The 21,627-nt window shown below is 47.7% G+C and carries 20 protein-coding genes and 1 tRNA gene; 5 read left to right on the top strand and 16 right to left on the bottom strand.

Annotated features, from left to right (window positions below; all coding sequences use genetic code 11):
- Positions 1-28: 28 nt before the first annotated feature.
- From rplI to A4V09_RS02145, 11 genes are all read right to left on the bottom strand, one after another.
- Positions 29-475 carry a 50S ribosomal protein L9 gene (gene rplI / locus A4V09_RS02195; RefSeq protein ID WP_065540897.1) on the bottom strand — a complete coding sequence of 149 codons (447 nt, stop codon included), beginning with the start codon at positions 473-475 and terminating at the stop codon, positions 29-31.
- On the bottom strand, positions 472-2,517 hold the full coding sequence (locus A4V09_RS02190; RefSeq protein WP_065540896.1) for a DHH family phosphoesterase: 2,046 nt from the start codon (positions 2,515-2,517) through the stop codon (positions 472-474). The genes rplI and A4V09_RS02190 overlap by 4 nt, the downstream gene beginning before the upstream one ends.
- A gap of 206 nt (positions 2,518-2,723) precedes the next feature.
- Entirely contained in the window at positions 2,724-4,328 is a 1,605-nt protein-coding gene (locus tag A4V09_RS02185; RefSeq protein WP_065540895.1) for a sensor histidine kinase, read from the bottom strand.
- A complete protein-coding gene (locus A4V09_RS02180; protein ID WP_065540894.1) occupies positions 4,315-5,016 on the bottom strand; it encodes a response regulator transcription factor in 702 nt (233 codons plus the stop codon). The genes A4V09_RS02185 and A4V09_RS02180 overlap by 14 nt, the downstream gene beginning before the upstream one ends.
- 178 nt (positions 5,017-5,194) lie before the next feature.
- Positions 5,195-5,458, bottom strand: coding sequence for a 30S ribosomal protein S18 (gene rpsR / locus A4V09_RS02175; protein WP_065540893.1), 264 nt, complete (start codon positions 5,456-5,458; stop codon positions 5,195-5,197).
- A gap of 34 nt (positions 5,459-5,492) precedes the next feature.
- Positions 5,493-5,957 (bottom strand): single-stranded DNA-binding protein, encoded by a 465-nt coding sequence (locus tag A4V09_RS02170; RefSeq protein WP_065540892.1) that lies wholly within the window; start codon positions 5,955-5,957, stop codon positions 5,493-5,495.
- Between the two features lie 100 nt (positions 5,958-6,057).
- Complete coding sequence (gene rpsF, locus A4V09_RS02165) at positions 6,058-6,345, bottom strand: 30S ribosomal protein S6 (RefSeq protein WP_065540891.1); 288 nt, start codon at positions 6,343-6,345, stop codon at positions 6,058-6,060.
- Positions 6,346-6,446: 101 nt separating this feature from the next.
- A complete protein-coding gene (locus A4V09_RS02160; RefSeq protein WP_018598535.1) occupies positions 6,447-6,635 on the bottom strand; it encodes a DUF951 domain-containing protein in 189 nt (62 codons plus the stop codon).
- Between the two features lie 32 nt (positions 6,636-6,667).
- Positions 6,668-7,393 (bottom strand): NAD-dependent protein deacylase, encoded by a 726-nt coding sequence (locus A4V09_RS02155; protein ID WP_065540890.1) that lies wholly within the window; start codon positions 7,391-7,393, stop codon positions 6,668-6,670.
- The gene (gene srtB / locus A4V09_RS02150) at positions 7,393-8,190 is read right to left on the bottom strand and encodes a class B sortase (RefSeq protein WP_242963923.1); all 798 of its coding nucleotides are present in this window, start codon (positions 8,188-8,190) and stop codon (positions 7,393-7,395) included. The genes A4V09_RS02155 and srtB overlap by 1 nt, the downstream gene beginning before the upstream one ends.
- Positions 8,191-8,208: 18 nt before the next feature.
- On the bottom strand, positions 8,209-9,450 hold the full coding sequence (locus tag A4V09_RS02145; RefSeq protein ID WP_065540888.1) for a hypothetical protein: 1,242 nt from the start codon (positions 9,448-9,450) through the stop codon (positions 8,209-8,211).
- A 244-nt stretch (positions 9,451-9,694) separates the two neighbouring features.
- On the opposite strand from A4V09_RS02145, the gene A4V09_RS02140 reads away from it, so the two are divergent.
- Positions 9,695-9,768: transfer RNA gene (locus tag A4V09_RS02140), tRNA-Met, on the top strand.
- An 87-nt stretch (positions 9,769-9,855) separates the two neighbouring features.
- Here A4V09_RS02140 and A4V09_RS02135 read toward each other — a convergent pair.
- On the bottom strand, positions 9,856-12,618 hold the full coding sequence (locus tag A4V09_RS02135) for a glycoside hydrolase family 3 protein (RefSeq protein WP_065540887.1): 2,763 nt from the start codon (positions 12,616-12,618) through the stop codon (positions 9,856-9,858).
- Positions 12,619-12,999: 381 nt separating this feature from the next.
- Here A4V09_RS02135 and A4V09_RS02130 point away from each other — a divergent pair, with 381 nt between their 5' ends.
- The 4 genes from A4V09_RS02130 (at position 13,000) to A4V09_RS02115 (ending at position 17,959) form a co-directional block, all read left to right on the top strand.
- The gene (locus tag A4V09_RS02130; RefSeq protein WP_065540886.1) at positions 13,000-13,929 is read left to right on the top strand and encodes a helix-turn-helix domain-containing protein; all 930 of its coding nucleotides are present in this window, start codon (positions 13,000-13,002) and stop codon (positions 13,927-13,929) included.
- Positions 13,930-14,051: 122 nt separating this feature from the next.
- Positions 14,052-15,725, top strand: coding sequence for an alpha-glucosidase (locus A4V09_RS02125; protein WP_065540885.1), 1,674 nt, complete (start codon positions 14,052-14,054; stop codon positions 15,723-15,725).
- Between the two features lie 122 nt (positions 15,726-15,847).
- Entirely contained in the window at positions 15,848-17,338 is a 1,491-nt protein-coding gene (gene malQ, locus A4V09_RS02120; protein WP_065540884.1) for a 4-alpha-glucanotransferase, read from the top strand.
- Between the two features lie 3 nt (positions 17,339-17,341).
- On the top strand, positions 17,342-17,959 hold the full coding sequence (locus A4V09_RS02115) for a sugar O-acetyltransferase (protein ID WP_065540883.1): 618 nt from the start codon (positions 17,342-17,344) through the stop codon (positions 17,957-17,959).
- 187 nt (positions 17,960-18,146) lie between these two features.
- On the opposite strand, the gene A4V09_RS02110 is transcribed toward A4V09_RS02115, so the two are convergent.
- From A4V09_RS02110 to A4V09_RS02095, 4 genes are all read right to left on the bottom strand, one after another.
- Positions 18,147-19,220, bottom strand: a complete 1,074-nt coding sequence (locus tag A4V09_RS02110) for a Gfo/Idh/MocA family protein (protein ID WP_065540882.1) — start codon at positions 19,218-19,220, stop codon at positions 18,147-18,149.
- A gap of 93 nt (positions 19,221-19,313) precedes the next feature.
- The gene (locus A4V09_RS02105) at positions 19,314-20,228 is read right to left on the bottom strand and encodes a sugar phosphate isomerase/epimerase family protein (RefSeq protein WP_065540881.1); all 915 of its coding nucleotides are present in this window, start codon (positions 20,226-20,228) and stop codon (positions 19,314-19,316) included.
- 30 nt (positions 20,229-20,258) lie between these two features.
- Positions 20,259-21,218, bottom strand: coding sequence for a flavodoxin family protein (locus A4V09_RS02100; protein ID WP_065540880.1), 960 nt, complete (start codon positions 21,216-21,218; stop codon positions 20,259-20,261).
- 15 nt (positions 21,219-21,233) lie between these two features.
- The gene (locus tag A4V09_RS02095) at positions 21,234-21,626 is read right to left on the bottom strand and encodes a C-glycoside deglycosidase beta subunit domain-containing protein (protein ID WP_065540879.1); all 393 of its coding nucleotides are present in this window, start codon (positions 21,624-21,626) and stop codon (positions 21,234-21,236) included.
- Between the last annotated feature and the right edge of the window lies 1 nt (position 21,627).

The following is a 21,627-nucleotide window of genomic DNA, read 5'->3' as shown; positions in this document are numbered from 1 at the left end:
AGGTTATGGCTCCTTTCCTTTGGAAGGCTTACGCTTCCTTCACAACGACTTTCAGCTCTGCTGTCACTTTAGGATGCAGACGGATGGGTACTTTTGTGGTACCCAGCTCTTTGATCGGGGAAGAAAGCTGCATTTTCTTCTTATCAATGTCATATCCAAGCTGCTCTTTTGCCGCTTCAGCCAGCTCTTTTGTTGAGATAGAACCAAAAGTACGGCCATTTTCCCCTACTTTGATGGATACCGTCACTTCTTTTGTCTCCAGCTCCGCCTTGAAAGCCTGTGCCGCGTCAAGCTGCTCTTTTGCCACTTTGTCCTCATGGGCTCTCTGGAGTTTTAAATCATTGATGTTCTTGGATGTAGCCTCCAGTCCCAGTTTCTTGGGAAACAGCATGTTCCTGGCATATCCGTCGCTTACATTTACAATGTCACCCTTCTTCCCCAGGGATTTTACGTCTTCTACTAAAATTACTTTCATATCTCTATGTCTCCTTCCTTTATCATCTGGTCAATGGTCTCTTTCAGTTTGATGATGGCGATCTCCATCTCCTCATCCTTTAGCTGTGCTCCGGCCATATTAATGTGACCTCCGCCGCCCAGACGTTCCATGATAAGCTGTACATTCACCTCATCAATGGCACGGGCGCTGAAATAAATGGTATGGTTGTAGTCTGTGAGCACAAAAGATGCCCGCACACTGCTGATATTCAAAAGTTCATTGGCCGCCTGGGATGCCACGATGGTGGGGCTGTCCACACCCTGGCTCGGGCAGACCGCAATAGCAAAATAGTTCCGGTAAGTCTCCACATGACGGATCGCCTCCGCTTTCGCCCTGTAGGAAGCCACATCATCCCGGAACATCTTGCGCACCCGGGTCACATCCGCGCCGCAGCGGCGCAGGAACGCAGCAGCTTCAAAAGTCCTCACGCCAGTTTTGGCCGTGAAATTGTTGGTATCAATAATGATGCCGGAGTAAAGGGCATCCGCCTCTATGTTGTAAATTCTGATATCGTCAGAGAAATACTGCAGAATCTCCGCAACCATTTCACAGGCCGAAGATGCAAACGGCTCAATATAAGAAAGCACCGCGTTGGAAATCACCTCCGCACCCTGGCGGTGATGGTCCAGAACCACGATCGTCTTAGTCTTGGAAAGCAGCTCCTCACACTCCGTATAGCTTGGCTTGTTGGTATCCACCACAACCACAACAGTGTTGTTGTCCACAATGTCAATTGCTTCTGCACTGTCCACAAACATATGCTCATCATAATCCGGATTATTCATAAAATTCTCAATGATGGGACGCACAGACATGGTCGGATTATTTACAACAATATGTGCCCTCTTATTCAGGGATTTTGCTGCCCTGTAGATACCGATCCCGGCGCCGATGGAGTCCACATCTGAAATCTTGTGTCCCATGACCACCACTTTATCCTTGGCAACCATGAACTCCTTCAGTGCATGGGCTTTTACACGGGCCTTTACACGGGTATTCTTGCCCATCTGCTGGGATTTCCCGCCAAAATATGTCATGCTCTCTTTGTCCTTGATAACCACCTGGTCACCGCCGCGTCCAAGGGCAAGGTCAATGGCGATCCTGGAATACTCATAATTCTGCGCATAGCTGGGCGCATTGATACCGATACCGATACTGATCGTCACAGCCATATCATTTCCAATGTTGACAGTCTTTACATCCTCCAGAATATTGAACCGCTTCTTCTTCAGTTCCTCCAGAGAGCGCTGGCGCATAACAAGAATAAACTTGTCCTTTTCCAGCTTTTTCACAAGACAGTCCACCTCACTGAAATACTTGTTCAGCTTTCTCTCTATCAGGGCAACCAAAAGCGAACGGCGCACTTCTTCCACACTATTCAGTGCCTCGTCGTAATTGTCCAGATACAGAAGCCCTGTAACCAGCTTTTCGTCCTCTGTCCTGCGGATGTAACCGTTGATCTCTGTCTCATCAAAGAGATAAAGTGCTGTGAGGAAATTCTCGTCCTCTGCCTCCACCAAGCCTGAATCTTCCAGTAGTTTCTGGATAGAAATTCTGCGCATGGATGCACGGTAATCCTTCTCAGCGAACTGGAACACTACTTCAGACGCATCCTCCTTCGGCAGAGTGTCCACTTTGATCTCAGGAAACAGGGTGGTGATTGATTTTCTATACTTCCGTGGCTTTTCACACAAGGCGGAAAATGCATCATTCATCCACATCAGCTTTCCCTTGCTGTCCAGCAGCGCATAAGGAACAATAAATTCCTTCAGCAGGCTTCTCTGTACCTGCCCGTACTGGGTAGCAAAAGAGATCAGCTCATTCATGATGATGGCACGGCTGTGGTGATATAAGAAAATAACTATCAGCAAATAAACAGCCAAAAATCCACTGGCAACAGCGCCAGCCCGCCTGTTGATGCGGAACACACTAATATCCATGAGAATCAGAAGGACTGCCAGAATTACCGGCCACTGCATGTACAGCTTCAACTGACCTTTAATCTTAATTTTCCCATTCATATCCTCTTACCTGCCAATTTCTCTACTTTGTCCGGTCTCCTATTATGCCTTGCCGGATGAAAATGTACTTTAACATTATACCATCAAATGCGGGGATGCACAACTTTAAATTGCAGCCGTCATTTTTGTGCAAATTGACAACAGAAAATAAGACAAAAAACAGCCTGTTCCAATAAAAACAGGCTGCATTCAAAACTGAGAAAACCTTATGACGTTTTCATCCATATAATAAATTCCGTGGACATCCCTTCTTCCGGATGCTTGGAAAGGCTGATGTACCCTTTATGGGATTCCACAATTTTTTTTGCGATGGCAAGTCCCAGGCCGGTTCCCTGCCTGCTGTTGCGGGACTCGTCCCCCACAGTGAAGGGTTCAAAGATAACATCTGCGATCTCCGGGGGAACCCCTTTCCCGTTGTCGGATATACTGATCTTTACGCTGTTCCCCTCAGCAGCAATGGCAAAGCGCAGTATCGTCCCCTCCGAATTATGCTTCAGCGCATTGGCAATGATATTTTCAAAAACACGGCTGAGCTGCTGGGAATCAATATGACAGTACAGAGGCGTTTCAGGAATATCCGCCTCCAGTTCAAATCCGGCAAGAGCGATCTCATTGTACTTGGACGCCAGGTATTCTCTGGAGAATTCGCAGATATTCTCTCTTTTCAGCACCGGGCTGAAATCCGGATGCTCCAGCTTACTGTACTCATAAAAGGTATTGATCAGTTCATTGAGCGCCGAGGATTTTAAATAGATGGTTCTGAGATACTGATCCCTCCTGTCCTCTGGTATCACGCCGTCACAGATAGCCCTGGCATATCCCTGGATAACTGTAATAGGCGTTTTTAGATCATGGGATATATCGGCCAGCATTTTCTGCTTGTCCATACCTGCTTTCAGACGTTTCTCCTCACTCTCGTTGAGACGGGCGGCAAGCCTGACAAAATCATCCCCAATCTCTACAAACTCATTTGGTCCTCTGTACTCTGTGCTGGGTTTCTCCCCCTGCTGGTACTGGGTGATGGTCCTGCTCAGGGATGTGAGCGGAACCTTTACTTTCCGGTTCAGCTTCAGCACAAAGACTGCCACTACGATAATATACAGCGGAATTGTCAGAAGCCAGAGCCGTTCCAGAGCAGAGACAATGTGGCGGTAACTGGGATCATCTATTTTTTTGTATTTGAAGACTGCCGTATATTTCCTGCCGTCCTCCCCTGTGAAAGTATGTTTCTGATATCCATAGGACGCGGAGACGGAGTCCGTCATATACTGCAGTTCCCGCTCTCCAAACTGCTGCGCCGGGAAATCCATGGTATTGGTCAGCACTCTGTAATTCTCATCCAAGATCATGAAGCTCTCTGTCTCTTCATATGTTTCCTTGTCTTCTGACATCACTTCCCCGTACCGTTTCACCAGGATCTGTTTTTTCCCCTCCTGATTCGTAAATGTGGTGGTCTCCGTATATTCCCACAGTGTCATTTCCGGAATACAGTATAATTCCGTGGCAGTGAAGGATTCCTCCATCTTCTCACTGCTCTTATAAACCGTATGCAGATTCTCATCCAATACCACAAAATCACCTTTTGGCCCCAGGACTTTCCGGCAGGGAAACGCATCATAGTTTCCTTCCTCCAGCAGTCCCTCGTTTGCTTCCAGGGCATCGGCACTGGGCAGATCAAGCCGTCTTTCAAACCCTTTGTTGATAGCAGCAGAGATCAATGCCAGGATACAGAGTATGGTCAAGGTAAATCCCACATAGTTTTGTATGAGAAGAGCCAGAAAACTTCCCGTTTTTCTCTTATCTGTCTTCAATCTTATAGCCTACTCCCCTTATGGTTTTTATGTAACGTGGATTTTTGGGGTTATCTTCTATTTTATCCCTGAGATTGGAGATGTGGACCATGATGGTGTTGTCATCGCTCTCAAAATATTCTCCGCTGGTACTCTCGTAAATCTGTACCTTTGTATAAATGGCACCCGGCTTTTTCATAAGAAGAGCCAAAATTTTATATTCCATTGGTGTCAGGAGAACCTCCTCGCCCTTTTTCTTCAGAACCAGCGTCTGCGTGTCCAGACTCAAATCTCCCACCTTCAAAATATAGGTTTCCTCACGTTTGGGCTTCTCTGCGTTTAGCTGATAAAACCGTCGTAGATTGGAATTCACCCTTGCCACAATCTCAAGAGGGTCAAAAGGCTTTGCCATGTAATCGTCAGCTCCCAGATTCAGTCCCAGGATTTTATCATTGCTCTTATCCCTGGCGGAAAGAATCAAAATAGGAATATTGCTGATTTCCCGGATACGCCTGGTAAGCTCATATCCATCCATCTTAGGCATCATAACGTCGAGCACAGCCAGACTGATATCTTCCCTCTCCACAATCTTCAGTGCTTCCACGCCATTGCCGGCCCGAAAGACACGGTAGCCCTCATTCTCAAGATAGAGTTTTAAAAGTTCCGCAATGTCCTGTTCATCCTCAGCAATTAAAATCTTGTAATTCATGTACCTGCCTCACTTTCCTTTGTATAACCGAACGCATCCGATGTGCCTATTATAACACGTTTTTAGGTGCGATGAAACCAAAAAGCGCGCGCTCTCCCGGCCGCGAAGCTTTTTTTACAGCAAAAAACGCCGCTGCACAACGCAGCGGCGCTTCATTTCCTATGCTTCTGTATGCAGATCAGTCCTGAACATAAGGCATGATCGCCAAATGTCTTGCTTTCTTAATCTCAACAGTTAAAGCTCTCTGATGTTTTGCACAGTTTCCTGTGATCCTTCTCGGAAGGATTTTTCCTCTCTCAGAGACATATCTTTTTAATTTATTTGCATCTTTGTAGTTGATCTCGTTATTTTCTTTTCCACAGAACACGCAAACTTTTTTTCTTCTGCGTCCGCCTCTTCTCTTCATCGGAGAATCCGGTCTGTTACCTTTTTCGTAAGCCATGATTTTTTACCTCCTAATCAAATTCCGTCCTTTATCAGTTGAACGGTAACTCTTCGTCAATTCCGTCCGGAATATTCATGAATCCGTCTGCAGAGGATGCTGCACCAGGTGTCGGTGAAGGCATTCCCATGCCCTGCATTCCCTGTCCGCCAGCCTGTCCCGCATGGCTGTCGCTGACTGCTTTGCTCTCGGCGAACTCCTGATCCTCAACCACAACGTCTGTGGTATAGACTTTCACGCCGTCCTTGTTCACATAGCTGCCTGTCTGGATCCTGCCGCTGATAGCGATTTTGATACCCTGACGGAAGTATTTTTCTGCAAATTCTGCCTGTCTTCCAAAAGCCACACATCCGATAAAGTCTGCGCTGGCTTCCCCGTCTCTCTTGAAACGGCGGTCAACAGCGATTGTATATCTGGCAATTGCCATAGAGTTTTCTCCTGCGGAATATCTCACCTCAGGATCTCTGGTTAAACGACCCATTAAAATTACTTTGTTCATATCTCTACCTCATCATTTCTTACCTTGCACATAGTATCGGGAATCAGAAATCTACTTTCATAACTCTAAATGGATCCGCGTTTTGTGCCTTCAGAAAAAATTAAGCGTCTTTTCTGACAACTAAATATCTTAATACATTGTCCATGATGCGAATGTGACGTTCTACTTCTGCAGGGCATGCTGCATCAGATTCAAACTGGATGAAGTAGTAGTATCCTTCGCGCATTTTCTGGATTTCGTAAGCTAATCTTTTTTTGCCCCATTCTTCTACTTCGGAAATAACTCCGTTGTAACGGGTGATGTAGCCTTTCGCTTTTTCCACAACTGCTGCACGAGCTTCATCTTCAATTTTCGCATTAACGACTAATGCTAATTCATATTTGTTCATGCTGTTTTACCTCCTTATGGTCTTCTGGCCCTCTGTTAAGCAGAGAGCAAGGATAAATAATATATCACGAGGATTCATTCTAACACATCACACCTGGATATTCAAGCCTTTTTTTTCAAATCTTTGGTATTTTTCTCCACAATTCTCCTGGCCAGCATGATTTGATGACCACATCCTGTGCATTTCAGTCGAAAATCAGCACCCACCCGGAGGATTTCCCATTCCTGGCTTCCGCAGGGGTGCTGTTTTTTCAGTTTTACAATATCTCCAACTTCATAATTGTAACCCATATCTGGTTTCCTTTCTGTCTGTCTATTCTGGTTTATTCCACACGAATCTGTGAGAACACCCGGCCAATGGGCTGGTTGATCACAAGATCTGCCATTTTATCCCTGGGTGTGGCATCCCGGTTGATGACCACCAGATGCTCCCCGGTGAAATAATCAATCAGGGATGCTGCCGGATAGACTGCCAAGGAGGTTCCCCCGATGATCAAAACTTCCGCGTTTGAAATGGCCTGCACAGACCTGTTGAGTGTCTTGCGGTCAAGGCCCTCCTCATAGAGGACCACATCCGGTTTGATAATACCGCCGCATTTTTCACATTTGGGCACTCCCTTTGCAGCCTTCATATAGGCAAAATCATAGGATGTACAGCATTTCATACAGTGGTTGCGGTACACACTCCCGTGCAGTTCCAGCACATTGCGGCTGCCTGCCATCTGATGAAGATTGTCTATGTTCTGCGTAATGACAGCCTTCAGTTTTCCTGCTTTTTCAAGCTCCGCAAGTTTTAAATGTGCTGTATTTGGTTTTGCGGTATCACAGAGCATCTTGGCTTTATAAAAACGATAAAATTCTTCCGGTTTTCTCATAAAAAAGGTGTGGCTTAAAATAGTCTCCGGCGGATAATCCCACTGCTGGTGATAAAGGCCGTCCACACTTCTGAAATCAGGTATCCCACTCTCCGTGGAAACTCCTGCCCCTCCAAAAAATACAATATTGCTGCTCTTTAAAATAATCTCCTGCAGTCTTTCTGTCTCTTCCATTATTTATATACCTCCGGCAGGCGCCTGGCCTGAATCACAAATCTGGTTGCGTCATTTCCGGTGCAGGTGGAAAGTGTCACGATCTTGTCATCCTTTGTGGGCTCTGTACCCACCTCAAACTCTGAGGCATCCCGCATTTTTTTCAAATACTGTGTAAACTGGTCATCCGGAGCGCTGAAAAGTGTGTACGTGTCACCAGTGGCGGATGTGGTGTGCACAGTGAAAATCTCATAGCGGTAACTCTTATCCGGCAGGCAGATCCACAGATATGGGCTGGTCAGGTTTTCCGGCTGGTGCAATGTGCGGAACGTGCCGAACATGGATCCGTTTTTCATATTATGTCCATAAATGATGGTGTTGCAGTCTTCAAAATTGCTGTTGTTTGTGTGCTCCATAAAAATGGCGCCCGCTGCATTCTGCTGCCCCTCAAAGGTATAGTGGAGGTAATGGTCATTATCCTTCCCCTTCACAATAGGATAACTCACGTCAAGGGCTTCCATCTGGATCCATCCCACAATGTCAGGATTGATCTCTTTGAGACCGGCAAAGTCGATCTGGGGGCCGATCAGCTCCTCCTTTTCCTCCTCCTGGTCTTCCGGTCCATCCTTTGGGTCTTCTTTTTTCGTCTCCGTTTCTTTTACATATTCCCTGATCTTGTCGTATTCGTCTGTTCCTTTTTTATACTCCAGGTAAATATTGACAAGCTGGTACGCAGAAAAAAGGAATACGCAGATAGCTGCAATCAGGATAATATTCCGCAGTACGCCTCCGAATGTGGTCTTCTTTTTATTCTTCATGCTCATGAGTGTCTCCTATCAATTGTAGTTATGGTAAAATGCTTGGTAGTCCTCAGAAATGATCCTGGCGCTGGGAACCAGTTTTACGGTGAGCCCATCCGCCGTAACCGTGGTGCCCTTTGGAAGTACCGCGTTCTTGTATTCCTTGGTATAATCCGGATAATCCGCGCTCGGTTCCGCGTCCATCAGAAAGCTGAAGTTCAGCCCATAGTCCTTCCCCTGTTCCTTTGGAAGCTCATAGGAGACGATTCCAAAATCGTCTGTTGCCATGACGATATCATAGGTCCCTTCCGGGAAATCTTCTCCTGCCACCATGCTGTCTGTCAGGGTGATCTCCTCTGTCAGCGGGTTTGCGGGAGGCGTTACAACCGCTGCCGCCTGTGCGTTCTCTGATGCTATATGTATATTTCCGCCGCCGTTTACCGTGACGATGGCACCTGTGAATAATCTCACATCATCTAGCTGCAGCACTTCATTATCATTCTCCCCAAAATACTCACTGAACCATACATTGCTGTCCATATCAGCCACTTCCAGGCGCATTCCCTCCCCTGCACTGGCTATATACCGGCCTTCCGGGATATCATATCCCACCACATATGCACCGGCGCCTAAATTTGTCTCCCAGTTTTCCCCTTCCGGTGCCAGTTCCTTGGTGGTGTACTGATAGGGATCAAAAGTGTATTCCGGGTAATCATAAGGCTGCTGATAGTCATAGGGCTGCTGGTAGTCAAAAGGGTCCTGGTAATCCGGGTCCTCAAAAATCTTTTCCGCTGTTATACTTTCTTCTGTCCTGTTCTCATAGCCTATGGCCACCAGGATAATACCGGCAAGGACAGCGACCACAACTAAGGTAAGCCCTGTTTTGCTGCCGCTCCGGGGGGTGTTAAATGCAGACATACCTGTGGCCCCCGGTCTTTTGGGCGTCTCCCGAAAGCTGTTGAAGTTTACTGTGTTGTTGGTATTTCCATTGTTTGAAGTATATTTTCTTGGAGTTGTGCCGGCTCCCATTTCTTTTTTTGCTGTGTTCCCGTCCTGGTCCGAAGGGCTGCGTTCCTGCTGACGGGGGTGATTCAGAGCCGGCTTTTTGTAAGGCTCTGCGTTCTCTTCCCCATGGACATGGGTGAGAGGGACACTCCCGCAATGATTGCGGTTCAGCTGGGAACGGTATGCGGAATCCGTCTTATTGTTGTTCATACCGCATTCTGTGCAGATTCCATTTCTTAATTTTCCACCGCATAGGATACATTTTCCCGCCATCTGTTTTCCTGCCTTTCTGCTGTTGGTGTGCTGGTTGTTTTTTATTTTATTGTATCATAGTTGTGGGGGAAACTGAATGTTTTTTTCAAATGTGTGCAGTGAAACCGTCCCGTCCCCCGGTGCCCTTCTCCTTTGAGCGGCGGGCTGCCGGAGATCTGGGAGCGTTTATCCTTAGCCTACCGTCACATTCTTTCCTTGACATTAGTATAAAAAGGGACTATACTGAATATACTTAAATATGTAACGCGGGATGGAGCAGTCTGGAAGCTCGTCGGGCTCATAACCCGAAGGTCGTAGGTTCAAATCCTACTCCCGCTACTCTATAAAGGCCCGGAGAATTTATCTCCGGGCCTTTTCATACTCATATTTCAGTTTCTAACTTCCGGCAGCATTTGCACTGCCCCCTTAAAATCCCCTGTCCATTTCCTCCTGCAATTGGATCGTAACAGTCTGAATCTCCATTCCTCCCTGGGCAAAATACAGTCTGACGTAATTATGCGGACCAAAGAGCGGACCAATGGTCTTTTCTATTTCTATCCATTCCCCGTTAGTTCCGTTGATGGTCACGGTTCCCTCCAGATGTCCGTTTGCGAACACGGAAACCGGTATCTGCGCCAGCTTTCCGCCTTCCGCCTTTACTTTCAGACGGACCGTATAAGACCCGAAAGTGTCCAGAAGGATTCCATATACCACACTTTTCCCCTTGGAGGTGTCAATATGAGTGCCGTCCAGTGTAAGGCTGCCATCCACTTTGTGATAGGTGATGTGAAAATCCACCTTGTCCTCCCCAGCCATAACTTCACCTGCCAGCTGCTCCTCCTCTGACATTCTGCCCAGGGTTCTTTCCATAACCGGGGACTTTATGAGCATACGGCAGATATTTCCGGCGCATCTCAAAAGAGCGCCGCGTTTCAAGACTCCCTTTTTCAAACTTTCCATCAGGTTGTCTCTGTTGGTCAGAGAATCCTTGGTCACCATATAGACATCGTTCTGGCTCCGGACCATGGCAGCCAGATTGTCCGTGGATGCAGGGCCTCCCTCGTCGTTTAAGTCAGCCCACCAGTCTGTCATGACCATACCGTCAAAGTGCCATTCTTTTCGGAGGATCGTGGTCAGAAGGTCATAATTGCCGGCGGTCCACAGACCGTTTATGGCGCCGTAGGTTGTCATGACAGAGTAAGCGTTTCCCTCTTTTACTGCTATCTCAAATCCCCGGAGATAGATCTCCCTCAGTGCCCTCTCGGACATGACGGAGTCCAGAAGTCTTCTGTGGTATTCCTGGTTGTTGGCTGCAAAATGCTTTATGGTTCCCGTCACTCCATACTGTGACATACCCTTTAACTGGGCAGATGCCATAACACCTGTCAGATATGGGTCCTCTGAGAAATATTCAAAATTTCTGCCGTTCAGAGGATTTCTGTGTATATTGATCCCAGGCCCAAGCAAAGTGTCAATACGGTTCTTTCTAAGCTCAGCACCCTCCATTTCGTACAGCTTTTCGGACAGTTCCGTGTCAAATGTACAGGCCAGGCAGGTGCCGTTCGGCATGGAAAATGCCGGAGTACCGCAGTCCATGCGGATGCCGGAAGGGCCGTCCGCACAGCAGCCGCAGGGGATGCCGAACTTCTGAAGAGACTCTGTCACACCGCCGAAAGCTGCCGCTGTACCCGGCGTAACCTTCGGTGAGCACATGCCTTCCCCTCTGACAATGCAGCACAGATCCTCCTCAGAAAGCTGGGCCAAAAATTCCTCCATGGATATTTCCCCGTCAAAAACCTCTCCCAGTGTATATCCCTTATCTCCTGTATATGTAATATCAGGAAATGTTTCTTTCTGCACGCGTTCCTGCATCTTGTACCTGCGGACAGGCACCTCCTCCCAGGCCAAAGCGCTGCCCTCTCCTGCCCGCATTCTCTTGAATTTTTGCACCGGTCCGGCAGCTTCTGTACAAACAGAGGCCACCATAGTCTCTGCAGCTTCAAAACTGCCTGCTGCCTGGGCACTTCTCACATCCGTGCCAGTGAAGATCTCATATCTGCCTTGCTCCAGCACATAGCAGGATTTGTGCCCTGTCACACCGCTGTCATCATAAGAAGATATGTAATAATCGGTAAATGTTAAGACAAGCTCCTGTGTTTCCCCCGGGCTAAGGCATTTCGTCTTGGCAAATGCGGCAAGATTTCTAAAAGGCTTGCCTAGTTTACCCTGCGGGGGATTCACATATACCTGGACCACTTCTTTTCCCGCAAAGGTTCCTGTGTTGGTAACTTTAACACGGACAGTGGTTTCCCCGTCCTGATGCACTGCCGGGCTGCAATCCACCCGGAAATCAGTGTAAGACATTCCGAACCCGAAAGGATAAAGCACCTTATCTTTGGCAAAGGTCTCAAAATAGCGGTAGCCTACATAGATATCCTCCGCATAGATATCAGAGGTTTCACCTCCGAAATTTTCTGTGGAAGGATAGTCCGAAATATCACGTGCAATGGTGTCGGCCAGCTTACCACAGGGATTCACTCTGCCTGTCAGTACATCCGCAACACTGTGCCCGCCCTCCTGTCCGCCCTGCCAGGTATACAGAACAGCAGACGGGTTATATTTCTCCACCCATTTCATGTCAATAATATTTCCCACATTCAGAACTACAATGACCCTTTTGAATGCACGGCACACTTGATCCAGCATATCCTCTTCCAAATCTGTCAGAAGATAACTGCCCTTATCTGCAGATGCATCCCGGTCCTCCCCGGCTGTACGCCCGATCACAACAACGGCCGCATCGGATTTGGATGCTGCCTCCCTGACCAGCTTTTCATCCAGAGGCATTTCCTCCTGACTCCACGGCTCCTGTGCCCAGCCGCTTCCCTGGTCAAAAGGATGTTCTGCGATCCAGGAACGGTAAACTTCCGCCAGTTCTTCATTTACAGTCAGGTTCTCCTCCTCCTGCAGGGCGTCATTTATGCTGACCACATATTTTGTATTTACAAGGCCTCCTGAACCGGTTCCGCTCTTATAATAATGGAACTGGATTCTGCCGAATACGGAAACCGTCTCCTCCCCAAGCGGCAGGGCCCGGTGGTCATTTTTAAGCAGTACCGCTCCCTCTGCCGCTGCCTGGCGGGCAAGGGACGCATATTTTTCCCAGTTGATCACATATTTATTATCCACTGTACTTCTCCTATCCGTATGATTTATTCTTTTGTAACTGTTCCATACCACTCACAGTTACATTCTCTTTTCATTTTACCTGCGCTCCGGCTAAAAGACAATATGACGTTTTTGACACATATTAGGCTGATTTTGACCTGTAAATAATTGTAAGCACGCTCCCGCGGGCTGCAGGCAGGATTCCCGCGCTCAAACGCGTCTGCCTGCGGTCCCGCCTGATAGCTGTCAAAACGTCACTGAAAATACTCCCGTACGGCGGCCGCGTTACCCTACACTATGACCTTCCGTCAGGGTCAAGTATATTTTATAAGTTTTTTCTTGTTGCTGTAAATGTTCTGTGCTATGCTTTTTCTTAGAACAAATAGGAAAGGCGGAGAAGATATGAAACTTCCAGACAATTCCGACATAGATCTGAAGGAGCAAAAAGACCATGGCACAGCCTCTTTTCCCTGCGGTCTCTACGAAATTTTCGAGGTTACAAAATGGGAGGGGGTAAAGCATCACTGGCATGATGAGGTGGAAATCCTTTATTTTATGAAGGGAGAATTTGCACTGGACGTCAATATGGAGACTTACACCATTCAGGAAGAATGTTTCTATTTTATCAATGCAGGAGAACTGCACTCCATCCAGCCCAAATCCGCCTGCCTGGAATCTGCCGTGCTCTTTCATCCCCGCATTTTGAGTTTCGACAATTATGACATTGCCCAGAGCCGTATCCTCCAGCCCCTTTTAAAGCGAAAACTGTTTTTCCCCCTGTGCCTTACTCCAAAGGATACGGCTTTTACTGCTGTCAAAAAAGAGTACCTGGATATGGTAAATGTATTTTATCAGAGCGGCTCCTACCTTTCCAAAGAGGGACAGACTGTGACCGAAGACCTGCCCTCCCAGCTCTTTATCCGGGCCGGGCTTCTGAAAATTCTGGGGATCCTGGCCGGTGCCGGGCTTCTGACCACCCAGGAGAAAACAGATGACTACAGGGTGGAAATCATTAAAAACTCTTTGGCCTACATTCATGAGCATTACCAGGAAAAATTCTATATCCATGATCTGGCCCGGCAGGCGGGCATGAATGAGCAGTATTTCTGCCGTTTTTTTAAAAAAGCCATCGGAAGGACACCTATCACATATATTAACGAATATCGTATCGGCCGGGCCATCACCCGGCTGCAGGACACGGACCTGCCGGTCATGGACATCTGCCTGGACTGCGGCTTCAACAATCTGGGGAACTTTTTAAGAGAATTCCGAAAGAAGACAGGCGCCACCCCTCTGCAGTACAGAAAAACCTTTCGCAGTGAAAAGTCATAATTTCGTAGTTTTTAATCAAATATTCGGAGGACAAACCGTGCCAAATGTCAGTATAATTATCCTCGTCAGGCGGAAACAGATAACCGCACAAAATCAACCAATCAGACGGAGGTATATATAACATGCAAAGAAAATGGTGGCACGGCAAAGTGGCATATCAGATTTATCCTAAAAGTTTTTATGATTCCAACGGGGACGGCATCGGTGATCTGCCGGGCATCATCAGCAAACTGGACTATTTAAAGGAGCTGGGCGTGGACATTGTCTGGATTTCCCCTATTTACGCATCTCCCTTTGCAGACCAGGGTTACGATATCTCAGATTACTATAAGATAGACCCCTCCTTCGGCACCATGGAAGATATGGACCTTCTGCTGAAAGAAGCAGAAAAACGCGGCATGTATATTCTTATGGACCTGGTGGTAAACCACTGTTCCGATGAACATGAGTGGTTCCAGAAAGCCTGCGCTGACCCGGACGGGGAGTACGGCAATTTCTTCTACATAGAGGACAGAAAAGAAGGCGAACTGCCCTGCAACTGGAGAAGCTATTTCGGCGGCTCCGTATGGGAACCCCTTCCCGGCCGCCCGGACAAGCAGTATATGCACCTGTTCCACAAAAAACAGCCGGACCTCAACTGGGAAAACGAGGCTGTCCGGGAGGAAGTTTACAAAAATATCAACTGGTGGCTGGACAAAGGTCTCGGCGGCTTCCGTATTGATGCAATTATCAATATCAAGAAAAAGCTTCCATATAAAGATTACCCGGTTGACCGTGCAGACGGCCTGAGCCTTATTGACAATATGCTGGAAGATGCCACAGGCGTAGGTGAATTCCTGGGTGAAATGCGCGACCGCACCTTCAATCCCCATGACGCGTTTACGGTTGGGGAAGTCTTCAACGAGAAAGAGGAGGAAATCCCTGATTTTATCGGTGACAATGGCTACTTCTCCTCCATGTTTGATTTTGCTGAAACCTCTTTCGGCAAGAGCGAAAAAGGATGGTATGACTGCAGACATATCACACCGGACGACTATAAAAAATGCTGCTTCCATTCCCAGAAGCGTGTGGGGGATATGGGATTTTTGTCAAACATCATTGAAAACCATGACGAGCCCCGCGGTGTGAGCTACTATATCCCGGAAGGCGACTGCTGTGACACCAGTAAAAAAATGCTGGCTGCCCTGTACTTTATGCTCAAAGGCCTTCCCTTCATCTATCAGGGGCAGGAGATCGGCATGGAAAACCTGGGTGTGATCCCTCTGGAGGAGGTTGATGATATCAGCGCTCTTGACCAGTATCATGTGGCACTGGAAGCCGGTTACTCTGAGGAAGAGGCACTGAAGATCATGGCTACCTATAACCGTGACAATGCCAGGTCCCCTATGCAGTGGAACAGCTCCGAAAACGCAGGATTTACAACAGGAAAGCCCTGGCTCATCCTCAACTCCAACTACAAAAGTATCAATGTGGAGTCCCAGATCCATGACGAGACCTCTGTTTACGCCTTCTATAAAGCACTGATCGCTCTGAGAAAAAATCCGGAATATCAGGAAACGGTGGTATACGGAGAATTGATCCCCTACCTTGAGGAACGTCACAACCTTATGTCTTACTTCCGCAAAGGTGACAAAACTCTGCTTGTTATGGGCAATTACCAGAATGAGGAACAGACCGTGGAACTGCCTGCTGCCTGCAGAAAAGTCCTGGTCAACAACTATCCGGACATGAACCTTGCAGATCATGCCATAACCTTACACGGCTACCAGGTATTGGTACTGGAATTGGAGAATTAAATTTCCATTTCCGCTGTATCTATGATAAAATAGCCCCATAAGCTTTAGAGCGGGCCACAAACTGCCTATTATATTATCAGGCTCACTCTAACAGCGTTGAATATGATCAGGGGGTTTTACCAATGAGAGAAAGCGGAATTTTACTTCCCATATCCAGCCTTCCGTCAGGCTGCGGAATCGGCTGTTTTTCAAAAGAAGCCTATACCTTTGTGGACCAGCTTGCATCTGCCGGGCAGAAATACTGGCAGATCCTGCCTCTTGGTCCCACAAGCTACGGGGATTCCCCTTACCAGTCTTTTTCCACCTATGCGGGCAATCCTTATTTTATTGACCTGGAAGTGCTGGTCCGGGAGGGTGTGCTCACACAAAAAGAATGTGATGATGCCGACTTCGGCCAAAATCCCAGGGCTGTGGACTACGGAAAGATATACAAGGCCCGCTTCAAACTTCTCCGCATGGCATATGAGCGGAGTAATATCACACAGAACCCGGATTTTACGGCCTTTTGTTCCGAAAATTTCTGGTGGCTGGAGGACTACGCGCTCTTCATGGCAGTGAAGAATTTCTTCGGAGATAAATGTTGGGATCAATGGCCGGAGGATATCCGAAAGCGCTTCGGGTTTGCCCTGGACTATTACAGGGAAAAGCTGTATTTTGATATTGAGTTTTACAAATACATGCAGTTTCAGTTCACCTGCCAGTGGCAGAAGCTGAAATCCTATGCAGGACAAAAGGGGATCCGGATCATCGGGGATATCCCCATCTATGTGGCATATGACAGTGCAGATACCTGGGCGCATCCCGAACTCTTCCAGCTGGATGAAAATAATGTCCCCATAGCTGTGGCAGGCTGTCCGCCGGACGGGTTTGCAGCGGACGGGCAGCTCTGGGGCAATCCCCTGTACCGCTGGGACTATCACAGAAGCACAGGGTTTGCCTGGTGGATGGAACGGCTGTCCTACACCTTCCGGCTCTATGATGTGGTGCGGATCGACCACTTCCGGGGATTTGATGCGTATTTCTCCATACCTTACGGGGACACCACAGCCTGGAACGGTCACTGGGAAAAAGGTCCCGGTATTGAAATTTTTAACAGAATGAAGGAAGTCCTGGGCTGGAAAGATGTGATCGCGGAGGATTTAGGGTATGTGACGGATACTGTCCGCCATATGGTGTGGGAAAGCGGATTTCCCGGCATGAAAGTGTTTGAATTTGCCTTTGACACCAGAGACACCGGATGCGCCAGTGATTATCTTCCCCACAACTATCCTGTCAATTCCGTGGTCTATACAGGCACCCATGACAATGCCACCTTAAACGGATGGTATCAGGATATCTCAGAGAAAGAGAAAGAAATGCTGCGGGACTATCTGCATGACTACACCACTGCGGACAGAAGTTTGTACTGGGAAGTCATCTGCCGGGTTATGGGGAGCAGCGCACGTCTGTGCATGATCCCCATGCAGGATTACCTGGGTCTTGGAAATGAATGCCGTATGAATACCCCGTCCACACTGGGTCAAAATTGGAAATGGCGGCTTCTGCCGGGTGAATTCTCACAGGACTTACAAAACCGGATAAAGAAAATCACAAGAATTTATGAAAGGCAATAAATTATGACGCAAAAAGAACGTATGCTGAAAGAAATGCTCTATTACCCGGCAGATGCCGAACTTACCAAAGAGCGGGCACAGGCCAAAGAGCTGTGCTATGATTTTAATATGTGCCGTCCCTCTGAGGGAGAAAAAAGAGTTTCTATATTAAAGGAGCTGCTGGGAAAGACAGGCGAAAACGTATGGATGGAACAGCCTATCTACTTTGACTACGGCCGTAATACAGAAGTGGGCGAGAATTTCTTCGCCAACGCCAACTGTATCATTTTAGATGTGGCAAAAGTGACCATTGGCAAAAATGTCATGTTTGCCCCCAATGTCTCCCTCTACACAGCGGGCCACCCCCTTCACCCGGAAACAAGAAATTCAGGCTGGGAATATGGGATTGCAATTTCCATCGGCGACAATGTATGGGTAGGCGGAAATGTGGTAATCAATCCGGGCGTGCATATCGGAAGCAATGTGGTGATCGGCTCAGGAAGCGTTGTCACAAAGGATATCCCTGACAACTGTGTTGCTGTGGGAAATCCGGCTAAAGTGATCAAAGAGATCACGGATGAGGATAAGAAATATTATTTTAAGGACCGTCTTTTTGAAATTGGCGGGGAGATAAACGAATAATAAAACCAGTGCCGGAGGACTGCCAATCTGCAGTTCTCCGGCATTTAAAATAGTATCGCGGATTCTGAGTTCATTCTTCTTTTCAAACAGTAAGTTCTCATAAAAACGAATCAAAAAACCCATATCTGAATCTATTCTGTTCTGATAGTCAGCAAAGTTTATCCTTCCTAAACCAAAGCATTAATTATCAAGACTCAAATCTGACGGATTCCCCTGTCCGGGCGGATTCTCTCACTGCTTCCATCAGCGCAAGGACTCTTCTCGTCTCCGGAATTTTCACCAGAAAGTCTTCCCGGCCGAAATAAGCTTTTTTATAGTTTTCAAAGTAATCTTCATGACAGGTGGAAACCGCCGGGATATCCTCTGTAAGAATAGTACCCTCTGCCGGCGGGCCAAACGAACGGGTAGGACCCGCTGCAGTCATGGTGCGTTTTCCATCCACGTTTTTCAGCAGATGCGCGGTCCGCACGATCTTCCCCTGGGGTTCAAAGCCGTCCACATACGCGGTGCCTTTATTTCCCCCCATGATCCAGTGGCGCTCAAACCATTTCTCATGCATTTTATCCGTCAGAAAATACGTGCCCAGTTCCACCTCTGCTGTGATTCCGTTGTCTAATTTCATTAGGATCTTAAAATAGTCATCCACTTCGAAATTGATGATATTTCTCAGATCCGCAAAAACAGTCTTTACTTTGGCGCCCTGTATCATCCACAGAACCTGGTCCAGGAGATGAACGCCCCAGTCGTAAAGCATACCGCCGCCCTCACTGATGTATACATGCCAGTCGTGCATGTTGCCGTTGAAGCCGTACAGGCTGTTTTTTAATGTATATACCTCACCTAACTGCCTCTGATCATAGATTTCTTTCATAATGCGGAAATCCCTGTCCAGCCGCCTCTGGTGGTGTACGGTAAATCTGACGCCGCACTCCTTCACCACGCTGACCATATGGTCAAGTTCCTCCACATTCATGGCTACAGGTTTTTCACAAATAATATCCTTTCCTGCTCTGGCTGCCTGAATGACCAGATCGTGATGCCGGTTGTTGTTGGCAGCGATCAATACCACCTGGACCTCCGGATCCTGCATCAGCTCCTCATTGGACGCATATCTTTTGATGCCGTCCTTTACATCCTTTAACTGTTTTGGGTCAAGGTCGGAGATTCCTATCACCCGGAATCCCTCCATTTTTGTCAGCATGTTTTCATGCTCATGTCCCATAAACCCATGACCCACAATACCTATTCTGATATCTTCCATCCTAAAATCCCCTTTATCATACGGGCATCTCTGTCCGCTTTACTGCCTTTCATAACCAAAGACACGTACCTCGTTTGCCGCACTGCCTTTTGGTCAGATCACAAAGTTCCTTAAATACCTGGCGCTGAGGATCACCGCTTTTTTCGCATCCTCAAGGTCTTTTTCAAATGCCTTATCTTCCACCTCAATGCAGGTGTATCCATCATATCCGATGTCTGTCAGGGCTGATACATAGTTTCCCCAGTCCACATCTCCCAGCCCCGGAAGTTTCGGAGACATATATTCTAAGGGCGCAGCCATGGTTCCCACATCTGCCAGCTTATCCTCATATACCTTGATATCCTTGTAGTGCACATGGAAGATCTTATCCCTGAACTCATAGATTGGCTTGATATAATCCATCTGCTGCCACACAAAATGGGAGGGGTCATAATTGATCCCAAAGTGCGGACTGTCCAGGATCTCAAACACTTTTCTCCAGTTTGCAGGGCTTGTCATCAAATTCTGTCCCCCCGGCCATTCATCCTCCGTGAAAAGCATAGGGCAGTTCTCAATTGCAATTTTTACGCCCTTCTCCTCCGCATATTTTACAATAGGCGGCCACACCTCTTTTACTGTTTCCAGATTCTCCGATACTGTTTTTTTCGGGTCCCTGCCCACAAAAGTTGTGACCATATTCACACCCAGCATGGCAGATGCATCTATGAGCTTATACAGATGCTCAATATAGGAAGCCCGTTTCTCAGGATCCGGGTCCAGTGTGTTGGGATAGTAGGCAAGGGAGGAGATCTCCACCCCCTTTTTCTCACAGTAAGCAGTAAGGTATGCTGCTTTTTCCTCATTCATTGCCGCCACATCAATATGACTTACACCGGCATATCTTCTCTGCGCTTTTCCCCGGGGCCAGCATGCCACTTCCAGGCATTCCAGGTTTTGAGAAGCCGCAAAATCCACCACTTCCTCAAATGTCATTCCATCACAGATTGCTGTGATAAAGCCTAATTTCATACCATTTTCTCCTCTCTGATTCCGGGAATATCATTCCCCATACCCTTTGTACGGTTCCAGCAGTTCTTTCAGATTCTGTATCTGTCCCGGCCCCACTGCTCTTGTCTTGATCTCTGTGGAATGTTCCAGTTTCCCGTTCCACCGAAGCCTGGAACGGTTCTGTTCTTCCTGGCTGAAATCCACGTTTATCCTGCCGTTCACCCATGCAGGCGTACCGGAAATCCCGCAGACCGGGCATTCTACAGCAGTGCCGTCTTTTGACACTGTCAGCATGTTACAGTGACAGACCGGGCAGATGCCCTCCTCCTCTCCCCGCCATGCAGTGCGCTCTTCCTCCGTCTCGGCGGCAAGAGCGGCGGCAATATTCTGTCCCATCTTTCTCATCCGTTCCATCTGCGTTTCATTTCCAATGACATGCTCGCAGGCCATAGCGCCGTGATATTCATGCATGTCGACCACATCAATCCCCATGGACATGGTGAATTCATACATAGTGGGAAGCATGAAGGCGAGCCAGTTCTTTGTCATGGCGCCTCCCACGGAAACCAGTGCGCCCACTCTCTTTTTAAAGCTTCTCTCATCCGGAAGCCTCTCTATCTCTTTTCCGGCATCTATGCCTTCCTTAAACGCAGCTTTTCTGAATGTGATATCATGAGAAGGACCGATTCTGTCACATACAGTTTTAAATCTGCCCGTAGGACTCAGTACATACGCAGGGGAGCCTGCTATGACCGCATCACACTCCATAAGGGCCTCGTCCAGAATGTAAAAATCATCCTTTATGGGACAGCCCCCCTTTCCCCGCCCTGTGGTCATTCCCACAACACAGGAGATACAGCCTGTGCACGGCTTGATATCCAATTCGTCCACGCGGATAAATCTCACTTCGCAGCCTGCCTTTTCGCATTCCATCAGTGCTGTTTTCACCATAATATCCGTGTTCGCCATCCTTCTTCCAAAGGACAGGCCCAGTACATTTTTCTTTCTCATTTTCTCCATCCCATTCTATAAAATAATCACTTCCCGTTCCCGGATGCCTTCCAGGGGAACCGGGATGTAGGCAGTTCTGGTCGCAACTGTCAGTTTCACTTTATGGACGCCTTTTGTAAGGCCGCCCGCCTTCATGACCCGAATATACAGAGGCTCTCCGTACTCCCATTTATAGGATGTGACCGTCTCTGCCTCCTGTAAAGTAAACCAGTCTTTTTTGTCCACAGAGATGCAGATATTTTCCTTTGGGACTTCCTCTCCATCCTCCGAGATCCGGATGTATTCTATCATGGACATGGGGATTCCTCTGTAATAGGTGATATTTGTCTGCAGCTCATATCCTGTGATCTGCCCGCTCTCTTCCAGGTTCACACATGTATTTTCCACAAAAACATTATTGTCAAACATA

The organism is Blautia pseudococcoides (assembly GCF_001689125.2).
Lineage (GTDB): Bacteria > Bacillota > Clostridia > Lachnospirales > Lachnospiraceae > Blautia > Blautia pseudococcoides.
Note: the sequence above shows the minus strand (reverse complement) of the source record. Positions and strands in the feature narration are given on the sequence as shown.